The 21837-nt window shown below is 75.6% G+C and carries 20 protein-coding genes and 4 tRNA genes; 19 read left to right on the top strand and 5 right to left on the bottom strand.

Going from position 1 to position 21837, the window contains the following annotated elements; translation table 11 throughout:
- Positions 1-63: 63 nt before the first annotated feature.
- The 7 genes from HUT16_RS31090 to HUT16_RS31120 all read left to right on the top strand — a co-directional run bounded on the left by HUT16_RS31090 (position 64) and on the right by HUT16_RS31120 (position 8104).
- Positions 64-1695, top strand: coding sequence for a class I adenylate-forming enzyme family protein (locus tag HUT16_RS31090; protein ID WP_176191351.1), 1632 nt, complete (start codon positions 64-66; stop codon positions 1693-1695).
- Positions 1692-3155, top strand: coding sequence for a condensation domain-containing protein (locus tag HUT16_RS31095; RefSeq protein WP_176191352.1), 1464 nt, complete (start codon positions 1692-1694; stop codon positions 3153-3155). The genes HUT16_RS31090 and HUT16_RS31095 overlap by 4 nt, the downstream gene beginning before the upstream one ends.
- On the top strand, positions 3152-4081 hold the full coding sequence (locus tag HUT16_RS31100; protein ID WP_176191353.1) for a 3-oxoacyl-[acyl-carrier-protein] synthase III C-terminal domain-containing protein: 930 nt from the start codon (positions 3152-3154) through the stop codon (positions 4079-4081). The genes HUT16_RS31095 and HUT16_RS31100 overlap by 4 nt, the downstream gene beginning before the upstream one ends.
- Before the next feature lie 32 nt (positions 4082-4113).
- Positions 4114-4410, top strand: a complete 297-nt coding sequence (locus tag HUT16_RS31105; RefSeq protein ID WP_176191354.1) for a phosphopantetheine-binding protein — start codon at positions 4114-4116, stop codon at positions 4408-4410.
- A 4-nt stretch (positions 4411-4414) separates the two neighbouring features.
- Positions 4415-5482 (top strand): 2-hydroxy-acid oxidase, encoded by a 1068-nt coding sequence (locus HUT16_RS31110; protein WP_176191355.1) that lies wholly within the window; start codon positions 4415-4417, stop codon positions 5480-5482.
- A 599-nt stretch (positions 5483-6081) separates the two neighbouring features.
- Positions 6082-7182: an alpha-hydroxy acid oxidase gene (locus tag HUT16_RS31115; protein WP_303392148.1), complete on the top strand. Its 1101-nt coding sequence runs from the start codon at positions 6082-6084 to the stop codon at positions 7180-7182.
- A 220-nt stretch (positions 7183-7402) separates the two neighbouring features.
- The gene (locus HUT16_RS31120; RefSeq protein WP_176191357.1) at positions 7403-8104 is read left to right on the top strand and encodes a 4'-phosphopantetheinyl transferase superfamily protein; all 702 of its coding nucleotides are present in this window, start codon (positions 7403-7405) and stop codon (positions 8102-8104) included.
- Between the two features lie 13 nt (positions 8105-8117).
- Here HUT16_RS31120 and HUT16_RS31125 read toward each other — a convergent pair whose 3' ends face one another.
- Positions 8118-9911, bottom strand: a complete 1794-nt coding sequence (locus HUT16_RS31125) for an AMP-binding protein (protein ID WP_254898070.1) — start codon at positions 9909-9911, stop codon at positions 8118-8120.
- A gap of 213 nt (positions 9912-10124) precedes the next feature.
- Between HUT16_RS31125 and HUT16_RS31130 the strand changes: the two genes are divergently transcribed.
- From HUT16_RS31130 to HUT16_RS38740, 7 genes are all read left to right on the top strand, one after another.
- Positions 10125-10199, top strand: a tRNA-Ala gene (locus HUT16_RS31130).
- 11 nt (positions 10200-10210) lie between these two features.
- A tRNA-Ser gene (locus HUT16_RS31135) sits at positions 10211-10284 on the top strand.
- 40 nt (positions 10285-10324) lie between these two features.
- Positions 10325-11746, top strand: a complete 1422-nt coding sequence (locus HUT16_RS31140; RefSeq protein ID WP_176191358.1) for an SDR family NAD(P)-dependent oxidoreductase — start codon at positions 10325-10327, stop codon at positions 11744-11746.
- A 25-nt stretch (positions 11747-11771) separates the two neighbouring features.
- Positions 11772-11844 (top strand) — tRNA-Trp (locus HUT16_RS31145).
- Between the two features lie 12 nt (positions 11845-11856).
- Positions 11857-11929 (top strand) — tRNA-Cys (locus tag HUT16_RS31150).
- Between the two features lie 51 nt (positions 11930-11980).
- Positions 11981-12751: a hypothetical protein gene (locus tag HUT16_RS31155; protein WP_254898071.1), complete on the top strand. Its 771-nt coding sequence runs from the start codon at positions 11981-11983 to the stop codon at positions 12749-12751.
- Between the two features lie 35 nt (positions 12752-12786).
- Complete coding sequence (locus HUT16_RS38740) at positions 12787-13161, top strand: hypothetical protein (protein ID WP_254898072.1); 375 nt, start codon at positions 12787-12789, stop codon at positions 13159-13161.
- Between the two features lies 1 nt (position 13162).
- Here the strand turns inward: HUT16_RS38740 and HUT16_RS31160 are convergent, their stop codons facing one another.
- Both HUT16_RS31160 and HUT16_RS31165 read right to left on the bottom strand, forming a co-directional pair.
- Positions 13163-13924: an SDR family NAD(P)-dependent oxidoreductase gene (locus tag HUT16_RS31160; RefSeq protein ID WP_176191359.1), complete on the bottom strand. Its 762-nt coding sequence runs from the start codon at positions 13922-13924 to the stop codon at positions 13163-13165.
- Between the two features lie 36 nt (positions 13925-13960).
- A complete protein-coding gene (locus HUT16_RS31165; protein ID WP_176191360.1) occupies positions 13961-15103 on the bottom strand; it encodes an acyl-CoA dehydrogenase family protein in 1143 nt (380 codons plus the stop codon).
- A gap of 201 nt (positions 15104-15304) precedes the next feature.
- Between HUT16_RS31165 and HUT16_RS31170 the strand changes: the two genes are divergently transcribed.
- On the top strand, positions 15305-15901 hold the full coding sequence (locus HUT16_RS31170) for a TetR/AcrR family transcriptional regulator (RefSeq protein WP_176191361.1): 597 nt from the start codon (positions 15305-15307) through the stop codon (positions 15899-15901).
- A gap of 19 nt (positions 15902-15920) precedes the next feature.
- Here the strand turns inward: HUT16_RS31170 and HUT16_RS31175 are convergent, their stop codons facing one another.
- A complete protein-coding gene (locus HUT16_RS31175) occupies positions 15921-16076 on the bottom strand; it encodes a hypothetical protein (RefSeq protein WP_176191362.1) in 156 nt (51 codons plus the stop codon).
- 272 nt (positions 16077-16348) lie between these two features.
- On the opposite strand from HUT16_RS31175, the gene HUT16_RS31180 reads away from it, so the two are divergent.
- Positions 16349-16801, top strand: a complete 453-nt coding sequence (locus HUT16_RS31180) for a hypothetical protein (RefSeq protein ID WP_176191363.1) — start codon at positions 16349-16351, stop codon at positions 16799-16801.
- A gap of 138 nt (positions 16802-16939) precedes the next feature.
- Complete coding sequence (locus HUT16_RS31185) at positions 16940-18355, top strand: hypothetical protein (protein ID WP_176191364.1); 1416 nt, start codon at positions 16940-16942, stop codon at positions 18353-18355.
- A gap of 129 nt (positions 18356-18484) precedes the next feature.
- Here HUT16_RS31185 and HUT16_RS31190 read toward each other — a convergent pair whose 3' ends face one another.
- Positions 18485-19372, bottom strand: coding sequence for a TetR/AcrR family transcriptional regulator (locus HUT16_RS31190; RefSeq protein ID WP_254898073.1), 888 nt, complete (start codon positions 19370-19372; stop codon positions 18485-18487).
- A 154-nt stretch (positions 19373-19526) separates the two neighbouring features.
- On the opposite strand from HUT16_RS31190, the gene HUT16_RS31195 reads away from it, so the two are divergent.
- Positions 19527-20957, top strand: coding sequence for an MFS transporter (locus HUT16_RS31195; protein ID WP_176191365.1), 1431 nt, complete (start codon positions 19527-19529; stop codon positions 20955-20957).
- Positions 20958-21088: 131 nt separating this feature from the next.
- The gene (locus HUT16_RS31200) at positions 21089-21775 is read left to right on the top strand and encodes an SMI1/KNR4 family protein (RefSeq protein WP_217712121.1); all 687 of its coding nucleotides are present in this window, start codon (positions 21089-21091) and stop codon (positions 21773-21775) included.
- Positions 21776-21837 lie beyond the last annotated feature (62 nt).

Raw genomic sequence — 21837 nt, forward strand, 5'->3', positions numbered from 1 at the left:
GTGCGGACCCCCGTACGGGCAGCCGTGCGGACCCCCGCACGGACACCCTTCAAGGAGCGCAGAGTGACGGGCACCAACATCAGAGCGCGGCTGGCCGCCGACCCCGGACTGGGCGCGGGCAACGTGCTGCACAAGCTGTTCGAGCACGGGGCCGACCCGGACGGGCCGGGCGTCGCCTTCGACGTCCCGGTCGACGGGCACCCGGCCGGGCAGGAGCTGACCCTGGGCCTGCTCCGCGAGCGGGTGGCGGCCCGGGCCGCCTGGTGGCACGCGCAGGGCGTCGGCCCGCGCGACCCGGTCGCGATCCACGTCTCCAGCTCGGCGGACTGCCTGCTGAACTTCCTGGCGCTGACCTGGCTGGGCGCGATCCCCGCGCTGATGAACCAGCACATCCCGGGCGACGTCGCCGCCGAGTACGTCCGCCGGCTGCGCGGCGTCGGCCTGCTCACGGACCGGGAGCACCGGGACCGGCTGGCCGGCGAGGAGCTCGGGGTGCGCGTCCACGGCGACGCCGCCGAGGCCGGCACCGGCGACCCGGCGGCGGCCCCCGCGCCGTACCGGCACCACGACGACGACCCGATCGCCATCACCCACTCCTCCGGGACCACCCGGATGCCCACCGCGGTGGTGCACTCGCACGCCAGCCTGTTCGCCGCCACCCGGCTGTTCCGGCTGGCCGCCCCGCGGGCCAGGGGCACCGCCCGGATCCTCAGCGCGCTGCCCGCCGCGCACGCCGCCGGCATCTCGGCGCTCAACCTGGCCCTGTGCAACCGCAGCGAGCTGCTGTTCCTGTCCACCCAGAGCGACGGCGCGGCGGTGGTCGACGCCATCGAGCGCTGGCGGCCGACCGGGGTCCTCGGCTTCGCCGCCACCTGGGCCCAGCTCGCCCGCCAGGACCTGGGCAAGCGCGACCTGGACTCGGTGTCGCTCTGGTTCAACACCGGTGACTGCGCGCACGAGCCGCACATCCGCCACCTGATCGCGGCCGGCTCGCGGGAGACCGTCACCCGCGAGGGGGTGCGGCGGGTCCCCGGGTCCAGCTTCGTCGACGGCCTGGGCTCCACCGAGATGGGCCACTCCGCGTTCCACATCACCCACAGCGCCGGTACCGAGCGCTACGGGCGCTGCGTCGGCGTGCCGCACGGCTTCGCCGAGGTGGCGCTGCTGGACGTCGGCACCGGCCGGGAGGTGGCGGCCGGCGAGGTCGGCCACTTCGGCCTGAAGGCGCCGACGCTGGCCCCCGGGTACTGGAACGACTCGAACGCCACCTACCGCAACCGCCTGAACGGCTACTACCTCACCGGCGACCTGATGTACCGGGACGAGGAGGGCTACTACTTCCACGTCGACCGGGCGGTCGACGCCGTCGACCTGGGCGGCGGCGAGTGGCTCTACACGGCGATGAGCGAGGAGCGCGTCCTCGCCAACTGCCCCGACGTGCACGACTGCACGGTGGTGTCGCTGAAGGCCGACGGCCGGGTGGTCACCGACGTCCTGCTCGCCCTGCACGCGGACGCCGACCCGGACGCCGACCGCACCCCGGCGGTCCGGGCCGCGCTGACCGGCGCCGCGGCGGCGACCCTGCGCAGGGTGGTGGCCGTCTCCGAGGAGGACCTGATCATCGGCCCGACCGGGAAGGTCCGCAAGTTCCTGATGCGGCAGCGGCACCTGGCGGAGATGGCGGTGGCCCGATGAGCGGCCCGGAGGAGCGGGGCGCGACCGTCCCGGAGCCCGCCGAGCGGATCGCCGTGCACTTCACCGGGGACGGCTCGGGCACCGACGAGATGTCCTGGGGCATGTGGGAGATCTGGCACGCGATCGTGGACCAGCGCAGCTCGCTGCCCATCGGCGGCCGGACGGCCCTGCCCGAGGGGACGGCCGTCGACGACGTGGCCGGGGAACTGCGCTACCTGATGAGCCGGTTCCCCTCGATGCGGACCCTGCTGAGGTTCGACGCGACGGGCCGGCCCACCCAGGAGCTCTTCGGCTCCGGCACCACCGTGCTGGAGGTCTACGACGCCGGGGACGCCGACCCGGACGAGGTGGCGAGCCTGGTCGAACAGCGCTACCGGGCCCGGGACTTCGCCTACGACACCGAATGGCCGGTCCGGATGGGCGTGGTGCGCCGGAACGGCGCGGCCACCCACCTGATCAGCATCATGTGCCACCTGGTGATGGACGCCGGCGGCGGGGCGATCATGCTCCGCGAGGTGCAGGAGCGGTCGACCGCGCCGGTCACCGGCCTGCAGCAGCTGGAGCAGGCGGGCTGGCAGCGCTCACCGGCCGGGCAGCGGCAGAACGACAAGGCCCTGCGGCACTGGGAGCGGGCCCTCCGGACGATCCCGGCCCGCCGGTTCCCGCCCTCGGTCGAGCAGGGCACCCCCCGGCACCGGGTCGGCCTGTTCGAGTCCCGGGCCCTGCGGCTGGCGGTGCCGCTGATCGTCGAGCGGACCGGTACCGACACCCAGAGCGTCCTGCAGGCCCTGTACGCGATCGTGCTGCGGCGGATCAACGTCACCGGCCCGGTGGTGGTCCGGCCCGTCGTCAACAACCGCTTCCGGTCCGACCTGAGCGACGTGGTGTGCATGGTCGCCCAGGCCGGCATCTCGGTGATGGAGATCGGGGACAGCACCGTCGACGAGGTGGTCGAGCTGACCCGGCGCGGCGCGCTGACCACCTTCAAGCACGCCTACTTCCACCCGGAGAAGCTGAACGAACTGATCGCCCGGGTCTCCGCGGACCGGGGCGAACGCGTCGACGTGCAGTGCTTCCTCAACGACCGCACGTCCAACCGGCCGCCGGAGGAGGGCACCGCGGCGGACCCCGGGGAACTGGCCCGGCAGTTGCGGAAGGCGCAGCAGGACAGCGCGTTCCGGTGGACCCAGGAGGTCGAGGACACGGTCGACGCGTTCTACGTGGCCTTCGACGACCTCCCCGACGCGCTGTTGACGGAGGTGCAGACGAACACCCGCTACTTCTCCGCCGAGGACGCCGAGTCGTTCGTCCGCGGCCTGGAGGCGCTCGCGATCGAGGCCGCCCTCGACCCGGGCGCGCGCACCGGGCCGCTGGTCGGCGACGGGCCGCTGGTCGGCGACGGGCCGGGGTCCGGCGGCGGGCCGGGGGAGCGGGAACCGGCCCCGGAGCAGCCGCGGTGACCGCGCTGCTGGCGGTGGCCGACCACCTGCCGAGCGGCCGGGTGCCGGTCGAGGACCTCGCGGAGGAGTTCGGACTCTCCCCGATGCAGGCCAAGATCTTCCGCCGCTACCACAAACTGGGCGAGGTGGCCCGCGACCCGGGCGGCAGCCTGCTCGACCTGCTGCGCGGCGCGACCGCCGGCCTGCACGCCCTGCGCGGCCGGGAGCACCGGGTCCGCTACGTGCTGCACGCCCGCACCCTGCCGACCGTGGTGCCCTACCCGCACAACCCGGTCCGGGAGCTCTGCCGGGAGCTGGGCCTCGACCGGGCGATCGTGTTCGCGGTCGGCCACCACGCCTGCGCCTCCGGCCTGCTGGCGATCGACGCGGCCGGCCGGCTGCTCGCCGCCGACGGCGACCCCGACGGCCTCGCGCTGGTCCTGGCCGGGGAGAAGGCCTTCACCCCCGAGGCCGGGATGGTCCCGGACACCTCCTTCTTCGGCGAGGGCGCGTCGGCCTGCCTGGTCGCCCCCACCGGGGACCGCGACCGGGTGCTGTCCTACGCGGCCGACCTCAGGGGCGAGTTCGACGGTGACGCGCCGGAGCTGGCCCTGGAGTTCCAGCGGATCTACGCCGACGCGCTGGCCGGGGCGGTCCTCGCCGCCGTCGGACGGGCCGGCCTGGCCATGGCGGAGATCGGGGCGATCCTGCCGCACAACGTCAACAAGGTGGCCTGGCACCAGGTCTGCCGCACCCTCGACTACCCCCGGGAACGGGTCGTGCTCGACAACGTGGCGAGCGCCGGACACGTCTTCTGCGCGGACAACCTCGTCAACCACCGCACCGCGCGGGAGCGCGGCCTGCTCCGCCCGGGCGAGCCCTACGTGATGGCCGCCGCGGGCGCCGGGCGCGGCGCCACCTTCTCGGCCATGGTCCTCCAGCACTGACCCGCCACCCAACCACCACCGAAGGAACGACGATGACCGAGCGGGACACCGCACTCCCCTCCCTCGACCCGGCCCTGCGCGGGCAACTGGTCGACGACATCTGCGCCCTGCTCCCGAAGGTGCTCAAGCGCGAGGTGACCGGGGCCACCGCCGAGACCACCCTGATGGAGGCCCTCGGCATGAGCTCGACCAGCGGCCTCGAACTCATCCTGGAACTGGAGGAGCGCCTGGACGTGGAGATCAGCGTGGAGGACCTCGGCCGGCCCGACTTCGGCACGGTCGGCTCCCTGGCCGACTACGTCGCCCGGAACCTGCTCCAGGAAGCGTGAGCCGGTGCGCACCTTCCTGCCGCCCGGAGCGGCGGCGGCCGCGAGCCCCCCGGACGAGGCCCGCACCGACGGACCGCCACCGGCCTGGGGGATCCGCCGCGCCGTCCGGCTGGCCTTCCCCGGCCCCGGGGCGCCGGCCGGCGACCCCGTCCACGGTGCGCGCCTGCGGCGCTACCTGACCGACCTGCTGCACCCCTACGGGCTCGAACTCGCCCCCGGCGCACCGGCCCCCGGGGCGGCGGAGCCGGGCGGCCGCTGCTACGGGGAGATGGCCGAGGCGCTGATCCGGGCGGCGGTGCCCGAGGGCGAGGCGGTCGACCTGCTGGTGCTCGCCCACGCCGTCCCGGACATCACCCCGGGACGCGCCACGACCACCTGGCTGAGCCACGTCTGCCCCGGCACCCCGATGGCCCTCGCGGTCAGCGACCAGGGCGCCGCGAGCGCCTTCACCGCCCTGCGGCTGGTCGACGCCTACGCGCGCTCGGGCGGCCTGCGGCGGGCGCTGCTGCTGGTGGTCGAGCAGGACTCGCTGCCGTACGACCCCGGGGTCCCGGTCGTCGTCCCGGCCGGCAGCCGAGGCGTGGCCCTGCTGTTCGGCGACCGGCTGCCCCGGGAGCGGACGGCCGCGGTCTCCCGGGTCGCCACCCGGGTCCTGGCCGACGGCAGCCCCGCCGCCGCGCTGGCCGCCGAGCTCGCGGGCCCCGGCGACGCCCCCGCGCGGAAGGCGGCGACCGGGATCCTCGGCACCACGGCGGCGGCCGCCGCCGCCCACCCGTGGCCGCCGGGCCTGCGGTTCGCGGACGCCGGGCAGCCCGCCACCGGCGTGTGGTGGGACCTGGCCGGTGAACTCGCCGAGCCGTCCACCGGGCCGCGCACGGTCGTGCTGGCCGACTACGACGCCGGACCGGACCACCTCTCCACGGCGACCATCGTCCTGGACGGCGGCGACGCGGACGCCGGGACGGTCGTGCTGGCCGACTACGACGCCGGACCGCACCACCTCTCCACGGCGACCGTCGTCCTGGACGGCGGCGACGCGGACGCCGGGGCCGAGGTCGGGGTGCCCCGATGACCGCGCCCACCGACGCCCCCGGCCCGGCCGTCCGGCCGCCGCACACCATCCCCCTCGACCCCCCGCCACCGTCCTCCCCGACTCCGGCCCCGGCTCCGACTCCGGCCCCGGCTTCGACTCCGACTCCGGCTCCGGCTCCGACTCCGACTCCGGTCCCGGCTTCGACTCCGGCCCCGGCTCCGGCTCTGACACCGGCTCCGGCTCCGGCCCCGGCTTCGACTTCGGCTCCGGCTCCGGCTCCGGCTCTGACACCGGCCCCGGCTTCGACTCCGGCCCCGGCTCCGGCTCTGACACCGGCTCCGACACCGACACCGGCTCTGACACCGGCTTCGACTCCGGCCCCGGCTTCGACTTCGGCTCCGGCTCCGGCACCGGCTCTGACACCGGCTCCGGCTCTGGCTCCGGCTCCGGCTCCGGCACTGGCTCCGGCTCCAGCTTCAGCTTCGGCTCCGGCTCCGGCTCCGGCTCCAGCTTCAGCTTCGGCTCCGGCTCCGGCTTCGACTTCGGCTCCGGCCCTGACACCGGCCCCGGCTTCGACTCCGGCTCCGACACCGACACTGGCCCCGACACCGGCTCCGCAGGCGCCGCCCGCGCTCCGCATCGAGGACTACCGGCACCGGGCCCGGCGCCGACTCGACGCCCGGGTCTGGGACTTCGTGGAAGGCGGAGCCGGGAGCGAGCGCACCCTGCGGGCCAACCGGCGGGCCTTCGCCCGGGTGACGCTGCGGCCGAGGGTCCTGGTCGACGTCTCCGCCTGCGACACCGGGACGGAACTCCTCGGCGCCCCGCTGGCCACCCCGGTGGGCGTCGCGCCCACCGCCTACCACCGGCTGCTGCACCCCGACGGCGAAACCGCCACCGCCCGCGGCGCCGGCGCGGCCGGCGCGCTCTACGTGGTCAGCGTCTTCGCCAGCCGCACGCTGGAGGAGATCGCCGCCGCGGCCGCCGGACCGCTGTGGCTCCAGCTCTACTGGCTGCGCCGCCGCGAGGCGCTGGCCGGCCTGGTGGAGCGGGCCGCCGAGGCCGGCTACCGGGCCCTCGTCCTCACCCTGGACGCGCCGCAGCTGGGGCGGCGCCACCGGGACGCGCGCAACGGCTTCGCCGTCCCGTCCGGCGTCCGCGCGGTCAACCTCGACGCGGCGCTGACGGCCTCCGCCCACCGCCCGGCCGCCGGCCGCTCCGCGCTGGCGGTGCACACGGCGGAGGCCGTCGACCCCTCGGTGACCTGGGCCGACCTGGCCTGGCTGCGCGGGCGCAGCGAGCTGCCGCTCGTCCTGAAGGGCGTCCTCACCGCGGAGGACGCCGTGCTCGCCGTGCGGCACGGGGCCGACGCGATCGTGGTCTCCAACCACGGCGGTCGGCAGCTCGACGGCGCGCCGGCGAGCCTGGACGCCCTGGCGGAGGTGGTGGACGCGGTCGGGGCCACCGGCTGCCCGGTGCTGTTCGACGGCGGGGTCCGCAGCGGCACCGACGCCTTCGCGGCGCTCGCCCTGGGCGCGCGGGCCGTCCTGCTCGGCCGCCCGGTCCTCTGGGGGCTGGCCGCGGACGGCGCCGCCGGGGTGGCCGGGGTGCTCGGCCTGGCCACCGAGGAACTCGCCCACACCATGGCGCTCACCGGACGACCGGCCCTGTCGGCCGTCGACCGGTCCGCACTCGCCCGCGGCACGGCGCCGGGCACGGCACCGCACGCAGGAGCATGAGGGGCGGTCGGACGATGGCGACAGTACCGGCACGCGAGGACCCGCACGCATCGGTGCCCGGTCCGGCGTCCGCGCCGATCAACTTCCCGGACGAGGTCCCGGCGCGCTTCCCCGACGCCCTCCCGCCGGCGGGCGGACGCACCGGGCCCGGTCCGGCCGGACGCACCGGGCCCGATCCGGCCGGGCCGGCCGCGGCTCCCGCCGTCGCCGGGGTCCCCGGATGACCGGCGAACCGGACACCGTCCAGCTGTGGCTGGTGCCCGACCAGCGGCCCGGGCCGGCTGCCGCCGACCTGCTCGCCGTCCTCGACCCGGAGGAGCGCTCCCGCGCGGCGGCCTGCCTGTCGGCCGACGCCCGCCGCCGGTTCGTCCTCGCGCACGGCGCCGTCCGCCACCTGGTGGCCGACCGGCTCGGGGTCGCGCCGCAGGACATCCGCTGGCGCCGGGGCCCGCACGGCAAGCCCGAACTGGCCGGCCGGCACACCGGCACCCAGGTCAACCTCTCCCACTCGGGCACCGTGGCCGTGGTCGCGCTCTGCGCGTCGCGACGGGTCGGGGTGGACGTCCAGGAGGTGCTGCCACGGCTGGACGCCACCGGCATGCCGGAGCGCTACTTCCTGCCCGAGGAGGTGCGCTTCGTACGGGCCGGGGCCGACCCCGGCAGCCGGGCCGAGCGCTTCGCCGGGCTGTGGGCCCGGAAGGAGGCCCTGGTCAAGGCGCACGGCGGCCGGCTGACCCAGGGGCTGCGGATCCCGCTGCTCGACGGCGGCACCGTGACCGGCGGGCCGCCCGCCGACGCCTGGGCGCGGGACTACCGGGTCACCGACGTGCCCGCGCCCGACGGGTACCGGGCGGCCGTCGCGCTGTCCGGCACCGGGGCCTTCCGGGTGCGCGTGGACCGGTGGACCTGGCCGCCCGCCTGACCCCGACGGCGCCTCAGCTGCTCCCGGGAGCGGGAAAGTCCTCTTCCCAGAACTCGTGCGCGCGGCGGGGCGGACCGTCGGGAGCGCCGGTGCCGGGGGAGCCGTCCGCGGTCCGGTGCCCCTCCTGTTCGCGGCCGCGCAGTTCGATCCGCCGGATCTTGCCGGAGATGGTCTTGGGGAGGTCGGCGAACTCCAGGCGGCGGATGCGCTTGTAGGGGGCGAGCCGCTCACGGGTGAAGGCCAGGATGGACTGCGCGGTCGCGGCGTCCGGTGCGTGGCCGGGCGCCAGGATGACGTACGCCTTCGGCACGGACAGCCGCAGCGGGTCCGGTGAGGGTACGACCGCCGCCTCGGCCACCGCCGGGTGCTCGATCAGCACGCTCTCCAGCTCGAAGGGCGACAGCCGGTAGTCGCTGCTCTTGAACACGTCGTCGCTCCGCCCGACGAAGGTGTAGTAGCCGTCCGCGTCGCGCTGCGCGACGTCCCCGGTGTGGTAGCGGCCGCCGGCCATCGACTCGGCGTGCCGTTCCGGGTCGTCCTGGTAGCCGGCCATCAGTCCGAGCGGGCTGCTGTCGAGGGGCAGGCACAGCTCGCCGTCGACGCCGGTGCCGGTGACCTCCTCGCCGGTGACCGGGTCGACCAGGACGACGTCGTAGCCGGGCAGCGGGCGGCCCATCGAACCGGGTTTGACCGGTTGGCCGGGCGTGTTGCCGATCTGCGCGGTGGTCTCCGTCTGGCCGTAGCCGTCCCGCAGGGGGACGCCCCAGGCGCGCTCGATCCGCTCGACCACCTCGGGGTTGAGCGGCTCGCCCGCGCCGACGAGTTCGCGCAGCGGGGGCCGCCACCGCTCCAGGTCCTCCAGCAGCAGCATCCGCCACACGGTGGGCGGCGCGCAGAACGAGGTCACCCGGTGGCGGACCAGCGCGTCCAGCAGCGGGCGGGCGGAGAAGCGGGGCTGGTTGACGATCAGGATCTCCGCGCCGGCGTTCCACGGGGCGAAGAAGTTGCTCCAGGCGTGCTTGGCCCAGCCCGGGGAGGACACGTTCAGGTGCACGTCGCCCGGCCGCAGTCCGATCCAGTACATCGTCGACAGGTGCCCGACGGGGTAGGACCGGTGGGTGTGCTGCACCAGCTTGGGGCGGCTGGTCGTGCCGGAGGTGAAGTACAGCAGCAGCGGGTCCTCGGCCCGGGTCGGCCCGTCCGGGGCGAAGCCGCCGGTGAATCCGGCCGCCTGCGCGTAGTCCACCCAGCCCGGGACGGGCTCGCCGACCGCGATCCGGGTCCAGTCGCCCTCCTGCCCGGCGAAGCCCCCGGTCAGCGCCGACTCGGCGATGACGTGCCGCACCCGGCCCCGGGACAGCCGGTCGGCCAGGTCGTCCGCGGTCAGCAGGGTGCTCGCGGGGATGACCACCGCGCCCAGCTTGACCACCGCGAGCATCACCTCCCACAGCGCCACCTGGTTGCCCAGCAGCAGCAGGACCCGGTCCCCGCGCGCCACGCCCCGCTCGCGCAGCCAGCCGGCCGTCCGGTCGGAGCGCTCGCTCAGCTCGGCGAAGGTCAGCGCCGTCTCGCGCAGCAGCGCGCCGTCCGGGCCCAGGTCGACGACGCGCAGGCCGATCGCCCCGTTGCCCGCCGCCTGGACGTCGAACCAGTCCAGGGCCCAGTTGAAGTGCTCGCCGGTGGGGCGCGGGAAGGCGCGGGCGGCGTCGAGGTCGCCGCGTGCCGCCAGGAGGTGGTCGCGCGCGGCGCGGAAGTCGTGGTGCGCGGCGGAGTCCGAGTCCCGTCGAGCGGCCCTGTCCGGTGCCATCCGTGTATCCGTCCCTGCCTCGTCGACCCCGGCCGCCGCCTCGTTGCCCGGCCGCGGGCATACCGGCACGCTGCCAGTCCCGCTGATCATCGGTCAAGGGCGACACCGCAGCCGACCCGGCCGGACCCGGCCGGACTCGCAGCCGCGGCCGCGGGGGCGGGACCGAAAAGGGTTTCCGCCCGCCCCGGCCCCGCCGTTACGATCACCCCACCTCCCGGGCGTGAGCGCAGAGGCAGACGCGCCGCCATCGCATGGCGGATCACGCCGGTTCGAATCCGGCCCCCGGGAGGCCCCACGACGGGCCCCGTAGCGCAGAGGCAGACGCGCCGCATTGCTCATGCGGAGCACGCCGGTTCGAATCCGGCCGGGCCCACCCGTCACCCCCCGCACCGCCGCCCCCGGAGGACCGCCCGATGAGCACGCCCCCGTCGAGCCCCCCGGCGGAGCCCGAGCAGCCGGCCGGGCCCGAGCAGCCGGACGAGGCCGAACTCGCCGCCTTCGAGCGGACGCTGGGCCGCCTGTGGCTGCTGCCCGCCGACCACCCGGTGCGGCTGCGCGCCGAGCGCGGCGCCGAGTCCTTCGTCCGCGACGGCCGGCACACCCGCCGCCGCACCCGCCGCACCGAGACCGCCCGGACCGACGCCGCCCTGGTCGGCACCACCGCCACCGGCGGCACCGGCCGCCGCGAGGACACCCCGCTGACCACCGCCGACGGCCACCTCCCGATCGGCGAACTCGCCCGCCCGCAGCGCTGCTACGTCTGCAAGCGGCACTACCGGCAGCTCGACGGCTTCTACCACCGGCTGTGCCCCGACTGCGCGGCGGACAACACCGCCCGCCGCGCGCTCAGCACCGACCTGACCGGCCGCCGGGTGCTGCTCACCGGCGGACGCGTCAAGATCGGCTTCCAGCTGGCCCTGATGATGCTCCGCGACGGCGCCGAACTCGTCGTCACCAGCCGCTTCCCGCACGACACGCTCGCCCGCTTCCGCGCCGCCGAGGGCAGCGCGGCCTGGCTGGACCGGCTGCGGATCGTCGGCATAGACCTGCGCGACCCGCGCCAGGTTCTCGGCCTGTGCGAGCAAATGCGCGCCGAGGGAAGGCCGTTGGACATCCTGGTGAACAACGCCGCCCAGACCCTGCGCCGCCCGCCCGAGTCGTACGCCCTGCTGGCCGCGGGCGAGCACGGCACCGTGCCCGCGCAGGTCGCCCACGCGCCCGGGTTCCGCCCGATGCCCGCGCTCGCCACCGCCTGGCCCGCCGCCGAACTCGCCACCGAGCCGGGCGCGCCGCTGCCCGCCGGGATCGACACCGCGGCGGTGGACGAGGCCGGGCTGCTGCCCGACCCCGCGCCGCGCAACTCCTGGTCGGCGACGCTCGGCGGCCTCGACCCGGCCGAGGTGCTGGAGACCCAGCTGGTCAACGCGCTCGCCCCCGCGCTGCTCTGCGACCGGCTGCTGCCGCTGCTGGAGGCCTCCCCGCACCCGCGCCGCTACATCGTCAACGTCACCGCGGTGGAAGGCCGTTTCGCCGTCCGCAACAAGATGCCCGGCCACCCGCACACCAACATGGCCAAGGCCGCGCTCAACATGCTCACCCGCACCAGCGCCGCCGAACTCGCCGACCGCGGCGTCTACATGTGTGCCGTCGACACCGGCTGGATCACCGACGAGAACCCGGCCCCCAAGAAGTCCCGGCTGGCCGACCACGGCTTCCGCACCCCGCTGGACATCGTGGACGGCGCCGCCCGGGTCTACGACCCGGTCGTCCGCGGCGAGGCCGGGGAGCCGTTCGCGGGCGTCTTCCTGAAGGATTATCGGGTGGCGGAGTGGTGAGCGCAGCGTCTAGCATCACCGCGACGGGCCCGTAGCACAGAGGCAGGTGCGCCGGTCTCCAGAACCGGAGGACGTCGGTTCGAATCCGACCGGGCCCGTCACCCCGAGGTGGGGCCGTAGCACAGCGGCAGATGCGCCGGCCTGCAAAGCCGGAGGACGCCGGTTCGAATCCGGTCGGCCCCACCCCGGGAGAGCCGGCCGGGAGAACCCGGCGAGGAGCCGCAAGGAGCGGGAATGGCCCAGGAGTTCGCCGGAGTCCCGTCCGTGGTGCCCCGCCCGGTCGACGAACTCGCCCCGCTGCTCGCCTGGCTGCGCACCGGCACCGGCACCGACCGCCGGATCGACTTCCCGGCCGGCACCGCCCTCCCGGACGGCCGGCTCGACCTGTGCAAGCAGCAACTCGGCCCGCAGGGAGCCGCGTTGGTCGCCGACGCGCTCGCCGACGCGGCAGCGGGCGCCCCCGCCGACCGGGCCCCCGTCCGGCACCTGCTGCTGGGCACCGACGGCCTCGGCGACGACGGCGCGGACGCGGTCGCCGCCCGCACCGCCGCAACCCCCGTCCACACCCTCTACCTGGGCTGCAACGGCATCACCGCGGCCGGCGCCTGCCGGATCGCCGACCGGCTGCGCGCCTCCCCGCAGACCGTCCGCGCCCTGTGGCTCAAGCGCAACCCGCTCGGCATCCGCGCCGGGCAGGCCGCCGCCGAACTCGTCGCCGCCGCCGAGCGCCTGCGCACCCTCGACCTGGTGCAGACCGGCCTCGACCCGGCCGGCCTGGCCGAACTCGCCGACGCCCTGCTGGCCGGCGGCCGCCGCTTCGAACGGCTCTACTTCAGCGGCAACCCGCTCGGCCCCGCCGGAGCCGAACCGCTCGCCCGGCTGATCGCCGCCGGCGCCACCGACGAGCTGTACGCCTCCGCCGCCGGCCTCGGCGACGGCGGCGCGCGCACGCTCGCCGCCGCGCTGCGCACCGCCCGCACGGCTGGCTGCGCCGCCTCTCGCTAGCCAGCTCCGGCTTCGGGCCGGACGCCGCCGCCGAGTTGACGGCCGCCGCGGCCGCCGCCGGAGTGGAACTGCTCGACCTCGGCCGCGTCCCCGCCGCCCGGGTGCTGGGCGCCGCCGACAACCGGATCGACCTGGCCGCCGCCGACCGGATCGGCGCCGCCCTGGCCGCCGCCCCGCACCGCCTCCAGCACCTGGTGCTCGGCCACACCGGCGTCCGCAGCCGCGAGGCGCACCGCCTGCTCGACCACGCCGCCGGCGCCGCCACCCCCACCCGCTACCTGTTCGGCAAGGGCGTCGCCGCCACCGTCCGCGACCGTCTGAACGTGCTCAGCGCGGCCGTCCCGCCCGCCGTCCCCGGGCCGGACGTGGCGGCGGTGCTCAGCGTGCACCGCACCGCCCCGGCCCGGTAGTTCAGCGCGCCGACATCCGCAGCGCGCCGTCCATCCGGATGGTCTCGCCGTTCAGGTAGTCGTGCTCGGCGACCATCGCGACCAGCCGGGCGTACTCCTCCGGGCGGGCCAGCCGCTGCGGGAAGGTGACGGTGGCGGCCAGGCCGGAGCGGACCTCCTCGGAGAAGCCCGCCATCATCGGGGTGTCGACGATGCCCGGCGCGATGGTCACCACCCGGATGCCGTACTGGGCCAGGTCCCGGGCCGCGGTGATGGTCATCCCGGCCACGCCCGCCTTGGACGCCGCGTAGGCGATCTGCCCGACCTGGCCCTCGAACGCCGCGATGGACGCGGTGTTGACCACCAGCCCGCGCTGCCCGGCCGGGTCCGGCTCCTGCGCGGCCATCGCCTCCGCGGCCAGCCGCATCACGTTGAAGGTGCCGACCAGGTTGACGTTCAGCACGCCGCGGAACAGGTCCAGGTCGTGCGGGCCGCGCCGGCCCACCACCCGCGCCGACGGGGCGATGCCCGCGCAGCTGACGGCCAGCCGCAGCGGACGGCCGTCGGCGGCGATCCGCTCCAGCGCCGCGCGCACCGGCTGCTCCTCGGTGACGTCCGCCCCGAGCAGGGTGACGCCGTCCGGCTGCGCGGGGGCGGACGCCACGGCCTTGGGCAGGTCGAGGCCGTACACGGTGGCGCCGAGCGCGGCCAGGTGGGCGGCGGTGGCCGCCCCCAGGCCGGAGGCGGCGCCGGTGACCAGGGCGGCGGTTCCGGAGAGCTGCATGGCGGTAAAGCCCTTTCGACGGAGGGGAGTTCGGTGTCAGCGGGCGGCGAACTGGCGGCTGATCACCAGGCGCTGGATCTGGTTGGTGCCCTCGAAGATCTGCATGATCTTCGCCTCGCGCATGTAGCGCTCGACCGGGAAGTCCCGGGTGTAGCCGTAGCCGCCGAGCACCTGCACCGCGTCGGTGGTGACCTTCATCGCGGCGTCGGTGGCGACCAGCTTCGCCACGCTGGCCTGCCGGCTGAACGGGCGGCCCAGGTCGCGGCGGCGCGCCGCGTCCAGGTAGGTGGCGCGGGCCGAGTCGACGGCGGCGGCCATGTCGGCGAGCAGGAAGCCCAGGCCCTGGTGGTCGACGATCCGGCGGCCGAAGGTGGTGCGCTCGTTGGCGTACGCCACGGCGTGGTCCAGCGCGGCCTGGGCCAGACCGGTCGCGCAGGCCGCGATGCCCAGCCGGCCCGAGTCCAGGGCGGAGAACGCGATCGGCAGGCCCTGGCCCTCGGCGCCGATCAGCCGCTCGCGCTCCAGCACCGCGCCGTCCCAGTAGGCGGCGGTGGTCGGCACCGCGTTCAGGCCCATCTTCTCCTCCGGCGGGCCGAAGGTCAGGCCCTCCGCCTGCCCGGGCGCCAGGAAGCAGGACACCCCGTGCGGGCCGGGCGCGGTCCGGGCGAACAGCGCGTAGAAGTCGGCCTTGCCGCCGTGGGTGATCCACGCCTTGGTGCCGGTGATCCGGTACCCCTGCTCCACCGGCTCGGCCCGGCAGGTCAGCGCCGCCGCGTCCGAGCCCGCGTTCGGCTCGGACAGGCTGTAGCCGCCGACCAGCTCGCCCGCCAGCATCCGGGGCAGCCAGCGCTCCCGCTGCTCCGGCGTGCCGTACGCGGTCAGCGGATGGCAGGCCAGGGTGTGCACGCTGGTGGCCACCGCGACGGCCGCCCAGCGGGACGCCAGCTCCTCCAGCACCTGTAGGTACACCTCGTACGGCTGACCGCCGCCGCCGAACTCCTCCGGGTACGGCAGGCCCAGCAGCCCCGCCTGCCCGAGCAGCGCGAACAGCCCTTCCGGGTAGCGCTCCTCCTTCTCGTGGGAGGCGACCTTGGTCGCGAGCTCCCGGTCGGCGAGATCGCGGGTCAACGCGATCAGGTCCGCGGCTTCCTCGGTGGGCAGCAAGCGATCCACGGCCATGTTCCGGCTCCAAGCGGTACGCAAAGCGGTACGTCAGTACCGGTCAGCGTAGCGCAGGGTGGCGCGGCACGGGCAGCCCCCGGACGGCGGAGGCCCGGCGCCCGGGGCGCGGTGCCCCCTGCGGGGGCGATGCGGGACGGGGCGGGGTGCGGGGCGCGGCCGGGGCGCGGCCGGGCCGGGGCCGACTGTCATACTGACCGGGTGATCGACCGCGCAGCCGCCCCCCAGCCCACCGGACGGGGCGCCGCGCGCCGCACCGCGCTCTTCGAGGAGCTGGTGGCGCTGTTCGTGGCCGAGGGCTTCGCCCAATTCACCCTGGACGACCTGGCCGCCCGCCTGCACTGCTCCAAGCGCACCCTGTACGGCCTGGCCGGCTCCAAGGAGCAGCTGGTGCGCGCCGCCGTGGTGCACTTCTTCCGGGAGGCCACCGCCCGGGTCGGCGCCGCGCTGGCCGCCGAGACCGACCCGGCCGCCCGGCTGGCCGCCTACCTGCGCGCGGTCTCCGCCGAGCTCGCCCCCGGATCGGCCCGGTTCTTCGACGACCTGGCCGCCTTCGAGCCCGCCGCCGAGGTCTACGGCCGCAACACCCGGGCCGCCGCCCGCCAGATCCAGCAGCTGATCGACGACGGCGTCGCGGCCGGCGCCTTCCGCGAGACCCACGTGGCCTTCGCCGCGGACGTGATCAGCTCGGTGATGGTCCGCATCCAGCAGCGCCAGGTCGCCGAGGCCACCGGCCTGGCCGACGCCGAGGCGTACGGCCACCTGGCGGAGCTGCTGCTGCACGGCCTGCTGCGCTGAACGCGGCCGACCGGCGCGCTCACTCCTCCCGGGCGGGAGCCGGGGCCGGGTCGGACGCCCGCGCCGCGGGTTCGCACAGCGGGCAGCGGCCGTTCTCACGGACCCTGCCGCACTCCTCGCAGACCAGGTTCAGGAAGCAGGCGGGCTCGCCGCCCTCGGGCTCGGTCGGTTCCATCCGCCCAGTGTGCCGCGCCCCTGCGTCGCCCCGGTAGCCGCCCGCCGACCCGGGTCCGGGATCGTCCTTTCGGATAGTCCTACCTATGTCCGCCGCACGGGTTCTCGTACCCGCGCGGCGGTGCGTCGCTCCGCCGTCACCTGCGCGAACGGCTGATCCTTCCCGGAGTTGACGACGACGGAGGTGGCTGAACGGTGAGTATCGGTCGGCGCGGTTGGTGGCGCATCGGCATCGCGGCCGCATTGTGCGTGGCCGGGACCGGAACGGCGGCGGTGGCGTCCGGAGTGACGCCGCTCGGCGGCCGCGCGGCGGTCAGTGCGGACGAACAGCGGGCCCCGAACAGCGAGGACGGCCTACAGGTGGTGAACGTGTCGGCGGACCGCACCAAGGTGCGCGGCCTTACCGTGGTCCGCGCCCTGGTGGCCAACCTCGGCCCGAACCCGGTCACCGACCGGTTCACCGCCACCGTGCGCCTGCCCAAGGGCGTCACGGTGGAGGGCCGGATCTTCCCCGACGACTGCCACCTGGACGACCGCGGACGGGAGTTGACCTGCCGCTTCCGCAAGGGCCTCGGGTTGCGGCACTCGGCGACGGTGCTCCTCCCGCTGCGGATCGCGGACAACGTGCCCGCCGGCCAGCGGCTCTCCGGCGTGGTCGCCGTCCAGGACCCGGACCGGCCCGACCGGACCAACCCCACCCGCGCCTTCAGCATCGACGTCGAGTAGTCCGGTGCCCCGCACCCGCACCCGCACCCGCACCCGCACCCGTACCCGTACCCGGCCCGTGCGCCGTCCCGCCCCTCCCGCTCCTCCCGCTTCTCCCGTCCTTCCGCCCCTCCCGTCTCGACGGCCGATCGGAGCTCCGTGTCCCTGCCCCGCCGCGTAGCGCTGTTGTCGCTGCTGCTCGTCGTCCCGCTGCTGCCCGCCGCACCGGCCTCCGCCGCGCCGCGGATCCAGCAGCGCAGCCTCACCCCGACCAGCGCCCTGCCGGACACGCCGGTCGCGGCGAGGCTCTCGGTCGGCTCGCTCTCCACCTGCGTCACCGTCGACGAACTCGGCGTCGCCGTCCGGGGCGCCGACCAGCAGAACCTGGACTTCCCCGGCTCGGCCGGCCGGACCAGGATCTGCCCCGGCGGCTACACCCTGACCACCGCGACCCGCAGCTTCCCGGCCGGGACGTACACCGAGTTCGGCTTCTACCGGATCGGCTCGACGTACTACAACCTGCCCAGCCAGACCCTCACCGTGGCCGCGCCCACCGTCCGCCAGCTCGCCCTGCTGCCCACCAAGGCGGTCGCCGACACCCCGGTCACCGGCACGCTCGCGCTGAACTCCACCGCCTGCCTGAACGTCGACGAGGTCGGCATCGGCGTCCGGGACGCCGATCAGCAGGTGCTGGACTTCCCCGGCACCGCCTCCGACGTGAGGATCTGCCCGCAGGGCTACGTCCTGACCACGGCCGCCCGGAGCTTCCCCGAGGGCACCTACACCGAGTTCGGCTGGTACCGCACCGGCAGCGAGTACCACAACCTGCCGAGCAAGACCCTGACCGTCACCAAGTCGGTCGTCCCGCCGCAGCCGCCGATCCCGGCCGGGAAGCTGGTGTTCGACGAGAACTTCACCAACCCGCCGCTGCTCGGCACCACCTGGAACGACAGCACCACCAGCGCGTACCGGTACGGCAACCACAACCCGGACGACGACAAGCTCGACTGGCTGCGGCCCGGCGCGCTGAGCACCGCCAACGGTGCCAACGCCTTCACCGCCACCCCCGGCGCCAACCGGCTGGAGAACGGCGAGCAGTCCTGGGACACCGGGCTGCTCACCACCGAGAACACCCAGCAGGGCTTCCAGGTCCGCCCCGGTGACTACGCGGAGGTCCGGCTGCAACTGCCCAGCGGGTACGGCGCCTGGCCTGCGCTGTGGACGTGGAAGGACGGCGGCAACGAGATCGACTCCTTCGAGTACCACCCGGACAACCCGAACCTGCTGGAACTCTCCAACCGGATCAACAGCGCCGGGACGTACTACACCGACGCCGACGCGATCCGCCCCGGCGCCTGGGTCAGCATCGGCGTCCACTACGGGGCGTACAACAACGACTGGTACGTCAACCACAAGCTGGTGTTCTCCGACCACACCGGCACCGGCCCGAACTGGAGCGCCTACCTGATCCTCAACCTGTCGATCAGCGCGGGCTCCTGGCACCCCTCGCCGGTCGACGGCAAGGCGATCACCACGGCCGCGGACTACCTGCGGGTGTGGCGGCCCCAGGCCTGAGCGGCGCACCTGCACCCCCGGCGGGGCGGCACCGGTACGACACCGGTGCCGCCCCGCCGGTTCTCTCCGCCGTCGGGCCTTGGCGACAACCCGGGTTGTCGGGGCGAGGGACAGCGGTCGGGTGACAACTCAGGTTGTCGCAGGGGTCGGGTGGGGCTCCTCGCGGGGCCAGCGCTTGCGGGCGGCCTGGCGGGTGATGCCCAGCAGCTGGCCCACCTCGGCGAAGGAGGCGCCCGCGGCGAGCGCCTCGCGGGCCAGCCGGTCGACGCGCTCGGCCGCGGCGCGGCGCTCGGCCTCGGCGGCGGCCAGGCCCCGCAGCGGGTCGGAGACGCCGGGGACGCCGGAGACGCCGGCGGCGTCGGGGGCGTCCGGCGCGGGCGGGGCCAGCAGCGGGCGCAGGCAGGGGCCGAGCAGGGCGGTGAGCTGCTCGGCGGGCGCCCGGTCCACCTCGGGGACGCGCAGCAGGTAGCGGGAGACCAGCAGGCCCAGGACGACGGTGCCGACCAGGGTGGCGCGCAGTTCGACGTCCTCGCCGGTGAGCGCGTCGGCGACCGGGCTGTTGCCGGGGTCGGCGACCGCGCAGCGGACCGCCTCGGCGGCCTGGGGGTGCGTCAGCATCGAGCGCAGCACCGGCATGCTGCGGTCGGGACGGCCGTCGATCTCGGCCAGCACGTGTCCGAGCAGGCGCTCGCCGTACTGCTCGGGCGGCCCGGAGAGCGCGCCGCCGAAGGAGAGCGCCACCTCGGAGGCCGCGTCGAACAGGCCCTCCTTGGAGCCGAAGTACTTCATCACCAGCGCCGGGTCGACCCCGGCCCGGTGGGCCACGGTGCGCACCGTGGTCTGCTCGTAGCCGAGCTCGGAGAAGAGCCCGCGGGCGGCGGCCAGGATCGCCTGCCTGCTGCGGGTGCGCCGCCCGCCCGGCGGCGCCCCGGCTCCGGCGGTGCCGGCTCCCGCCGGGTCGGTTCCCGTCGGCTCGGTTCCCGCGGTGTCGGCCGTCGTCGGGTCGGCTGCTGTCACGTCGTCTCCTGCCGGGGTGGCGGGCCACTGTTGCGGCCGTGTTTCAACGCTCGTTGACCAATTTTCCGGGCGTCCCTACCATGAAAAAGTCTACAAGCGTCGACCGCGGCCAGGCCCTCGGCGCTTCCCTCGTCCTGCGCTCCGGGAGTCCGCCATGACCACCCAAGACCAGCAGTCCTCCGTAGTCGAACGAACCGGCCCGCCCGGTCCGGCCCGGACGGGCGCGCTCGCGCTGGCGGTCATCGTCACCTGCCAGCTGATGGTCGCCGTCGACGGCAACATCGTGAACATCGCGCTGCCCCGGATCCAGTCCGGCCTGGGCTTCTCCCCGAGCGGCCTGGCCTGGGTGTTCAGCGCCTACTCGCTGGCGTTCGGCGGCCTGCTGCTGCTCGGCGGCCGGACCGCCGACCTGCTCGGCCGCCGCCGGACGCTGTGCGGGGGGCTGCTGGCGGTGGTGGCCGCCTCGCTGCTCGGCGGACTGGCCCCGAACGCCGGAGCGCTGGTCGCCGCCCGCGCCCTGCAGGGCGCGGGCTTCGCGTTCGCCGCGCCCGCCGCGCTCTCGCTGATCGCCGTGACCTTCGCCGAGGGCCCCGGACGCAACCGCGCGCTGGGCGTGTTCTCCACCGTCGCCGGACTCGGCATCACCCTGGGCCTGGTCCTCGGCGGCCTGCTCACCACGCTCTCCTGGCGGCTGGTGTTCTTCGTCAACGTCCCGATCGGCCTCGCCGCCGTGCTGCTGGCCCGCCGCCACCTCCCGGAGACCGAACGCCACCCCGGCCGCCCCGACCTGCCGGGCGCGCTCACCTCCACCGCCGGCACCACCGCGCTCGTCTACGGCCTGGTCCACGCCTCCTCGGCCGGCTGGGGCTCGCCCGCCACCGCGGCCGCACTGCTGCTCGGCGCGCTCCTGCTGGCCGGCTTCGTCCTCGGCCAGGCCCGGGCCGCCCGCCCGCTGATCCCGCTGTCGCTGCTCGCCCGCCGCAACCGCTCCGGCGCGTACGCGGTCTTCCTGCTGCTGTTCGCCGCGATGGGCGGCACCTACTTCCTGCTGTCGCTGTACGTCCAGGACGGGCTGGGCCTGCGCCCGCTGGCCGCCGGGCCGGCCTTCCTGCCGCTGGCACTCGCCCAGTTCGCCGCCGCCCGCACCGCGCCCCGGCTGATCCCGAAGTACGGGGCGAAGCCGCTGATCGTCACCGGCGCCGCGCTGCTGCTCGCCGACAGCGCGTGGCTGGCCGCGACCGGGCCCCGCACCGGCTACTGGGACGGCCTGTTCGGCCCGCTGCTGCTGCTCGGCGCGGGCCTGGGCCTGGGCTTCGTGCCGCTCAACACCACCATCCTGACCGGACTCGCCCCCGCGGAGACCGGCGCCGCCTCCGGACTGCTCCAGGCCGTCCAGCAGGTCGGCCTCTCGCTGGGCGTGGCCGTCCTGGTCACCGTCTACGGCCGCGCCGTGCACGGCACCGCGCACCCCGCCCGGGCCGACCTCGCCCACGGCCTGGCCACCGCCGTGACCGCCGCCGCCGCGTTCAGCGCGCTGGCCGTCCTGCTCGGTCTGTTCGTCATCACCCGCCCCGGGAAGGACTGACGCACCGCCCGCCCCGGGCCCGGTTCCGCACCGAACGGCTGTTCCCGGCGGAGGACTTGATCGTTCCCCGGTATCGTCGCTGCTGCCGGCCGCAGCGGCCGGCCCCGGGGAACGGACACGGAGACCGCACCATGAGCACGACGGACGCGACGGGCACGCCGGGCAGCGCACTCGACCGGCTGCTGGAACTCGCCCGGGGCCCGATGGGCCCGAACGTCGACCTCGACTTCGGCACCACCGAGGGCCCGTTCGCCGAACTCGCCGCGCTGCTCGGCCGGATGAACGGCTTCTTCGCCTTCAACGGCGGCATCCAGGTCTACCGGGTCGGCGAGCAGGGCCTCGGCCCCGAACTGCTGGAGTGGAACGGTGAGGAGTGCTGGAAGTCCACCTACCAGGGCCTCGCCGACGAGGTGTTCTGCTTCGGCCAGGACCTGTTCGGCGTCCAGTTCGGCATCCTGGACGGCACCCGGGTGGTCCGCTTCGACCCGGAGACCGCCGCCGCCACCGACCTCGGCGGCAGCCTGGAGGACTGGGCCGACTGGCTGCTCGCCGACCCCGACGTCAACGGCGCGCACTCCTTCGCCCACGCCTACATGCGGGCCAACGGCCCGCTCCCGGTCGACCAACGGCTGCTCCCGCGCCGGTTCTTCGTCCTCGGCGGCGCCCACACCCCCGACAACCTCGTCCCGGAGGACGCCGCCACCGCGATGCGCGTGCGCGGCCCGTTCGCCCACGCCACCCGCGACCTGCCCGACGGCACCCGGCTGAAGATCGAGGTCCGGCCGTCGCCCACCGGCCCCACCACGCCCGGGGCCTGACGCCCCGGCACCCGCGCCGCCGACCATCGTTACGGAGTCTTTACCCGCGGCCCGCGACCCCC

Source organism: Kitasatospora sp. NA04385 (genome assembly GCF_013364235.1).
In the GTDB taxonomy this organism is placed as follows: domain Bacteria; phylum Actinomycetota; class Actinomycetes; order Streptomycetales; family Streptomycetaceae; genus Kitasatospora.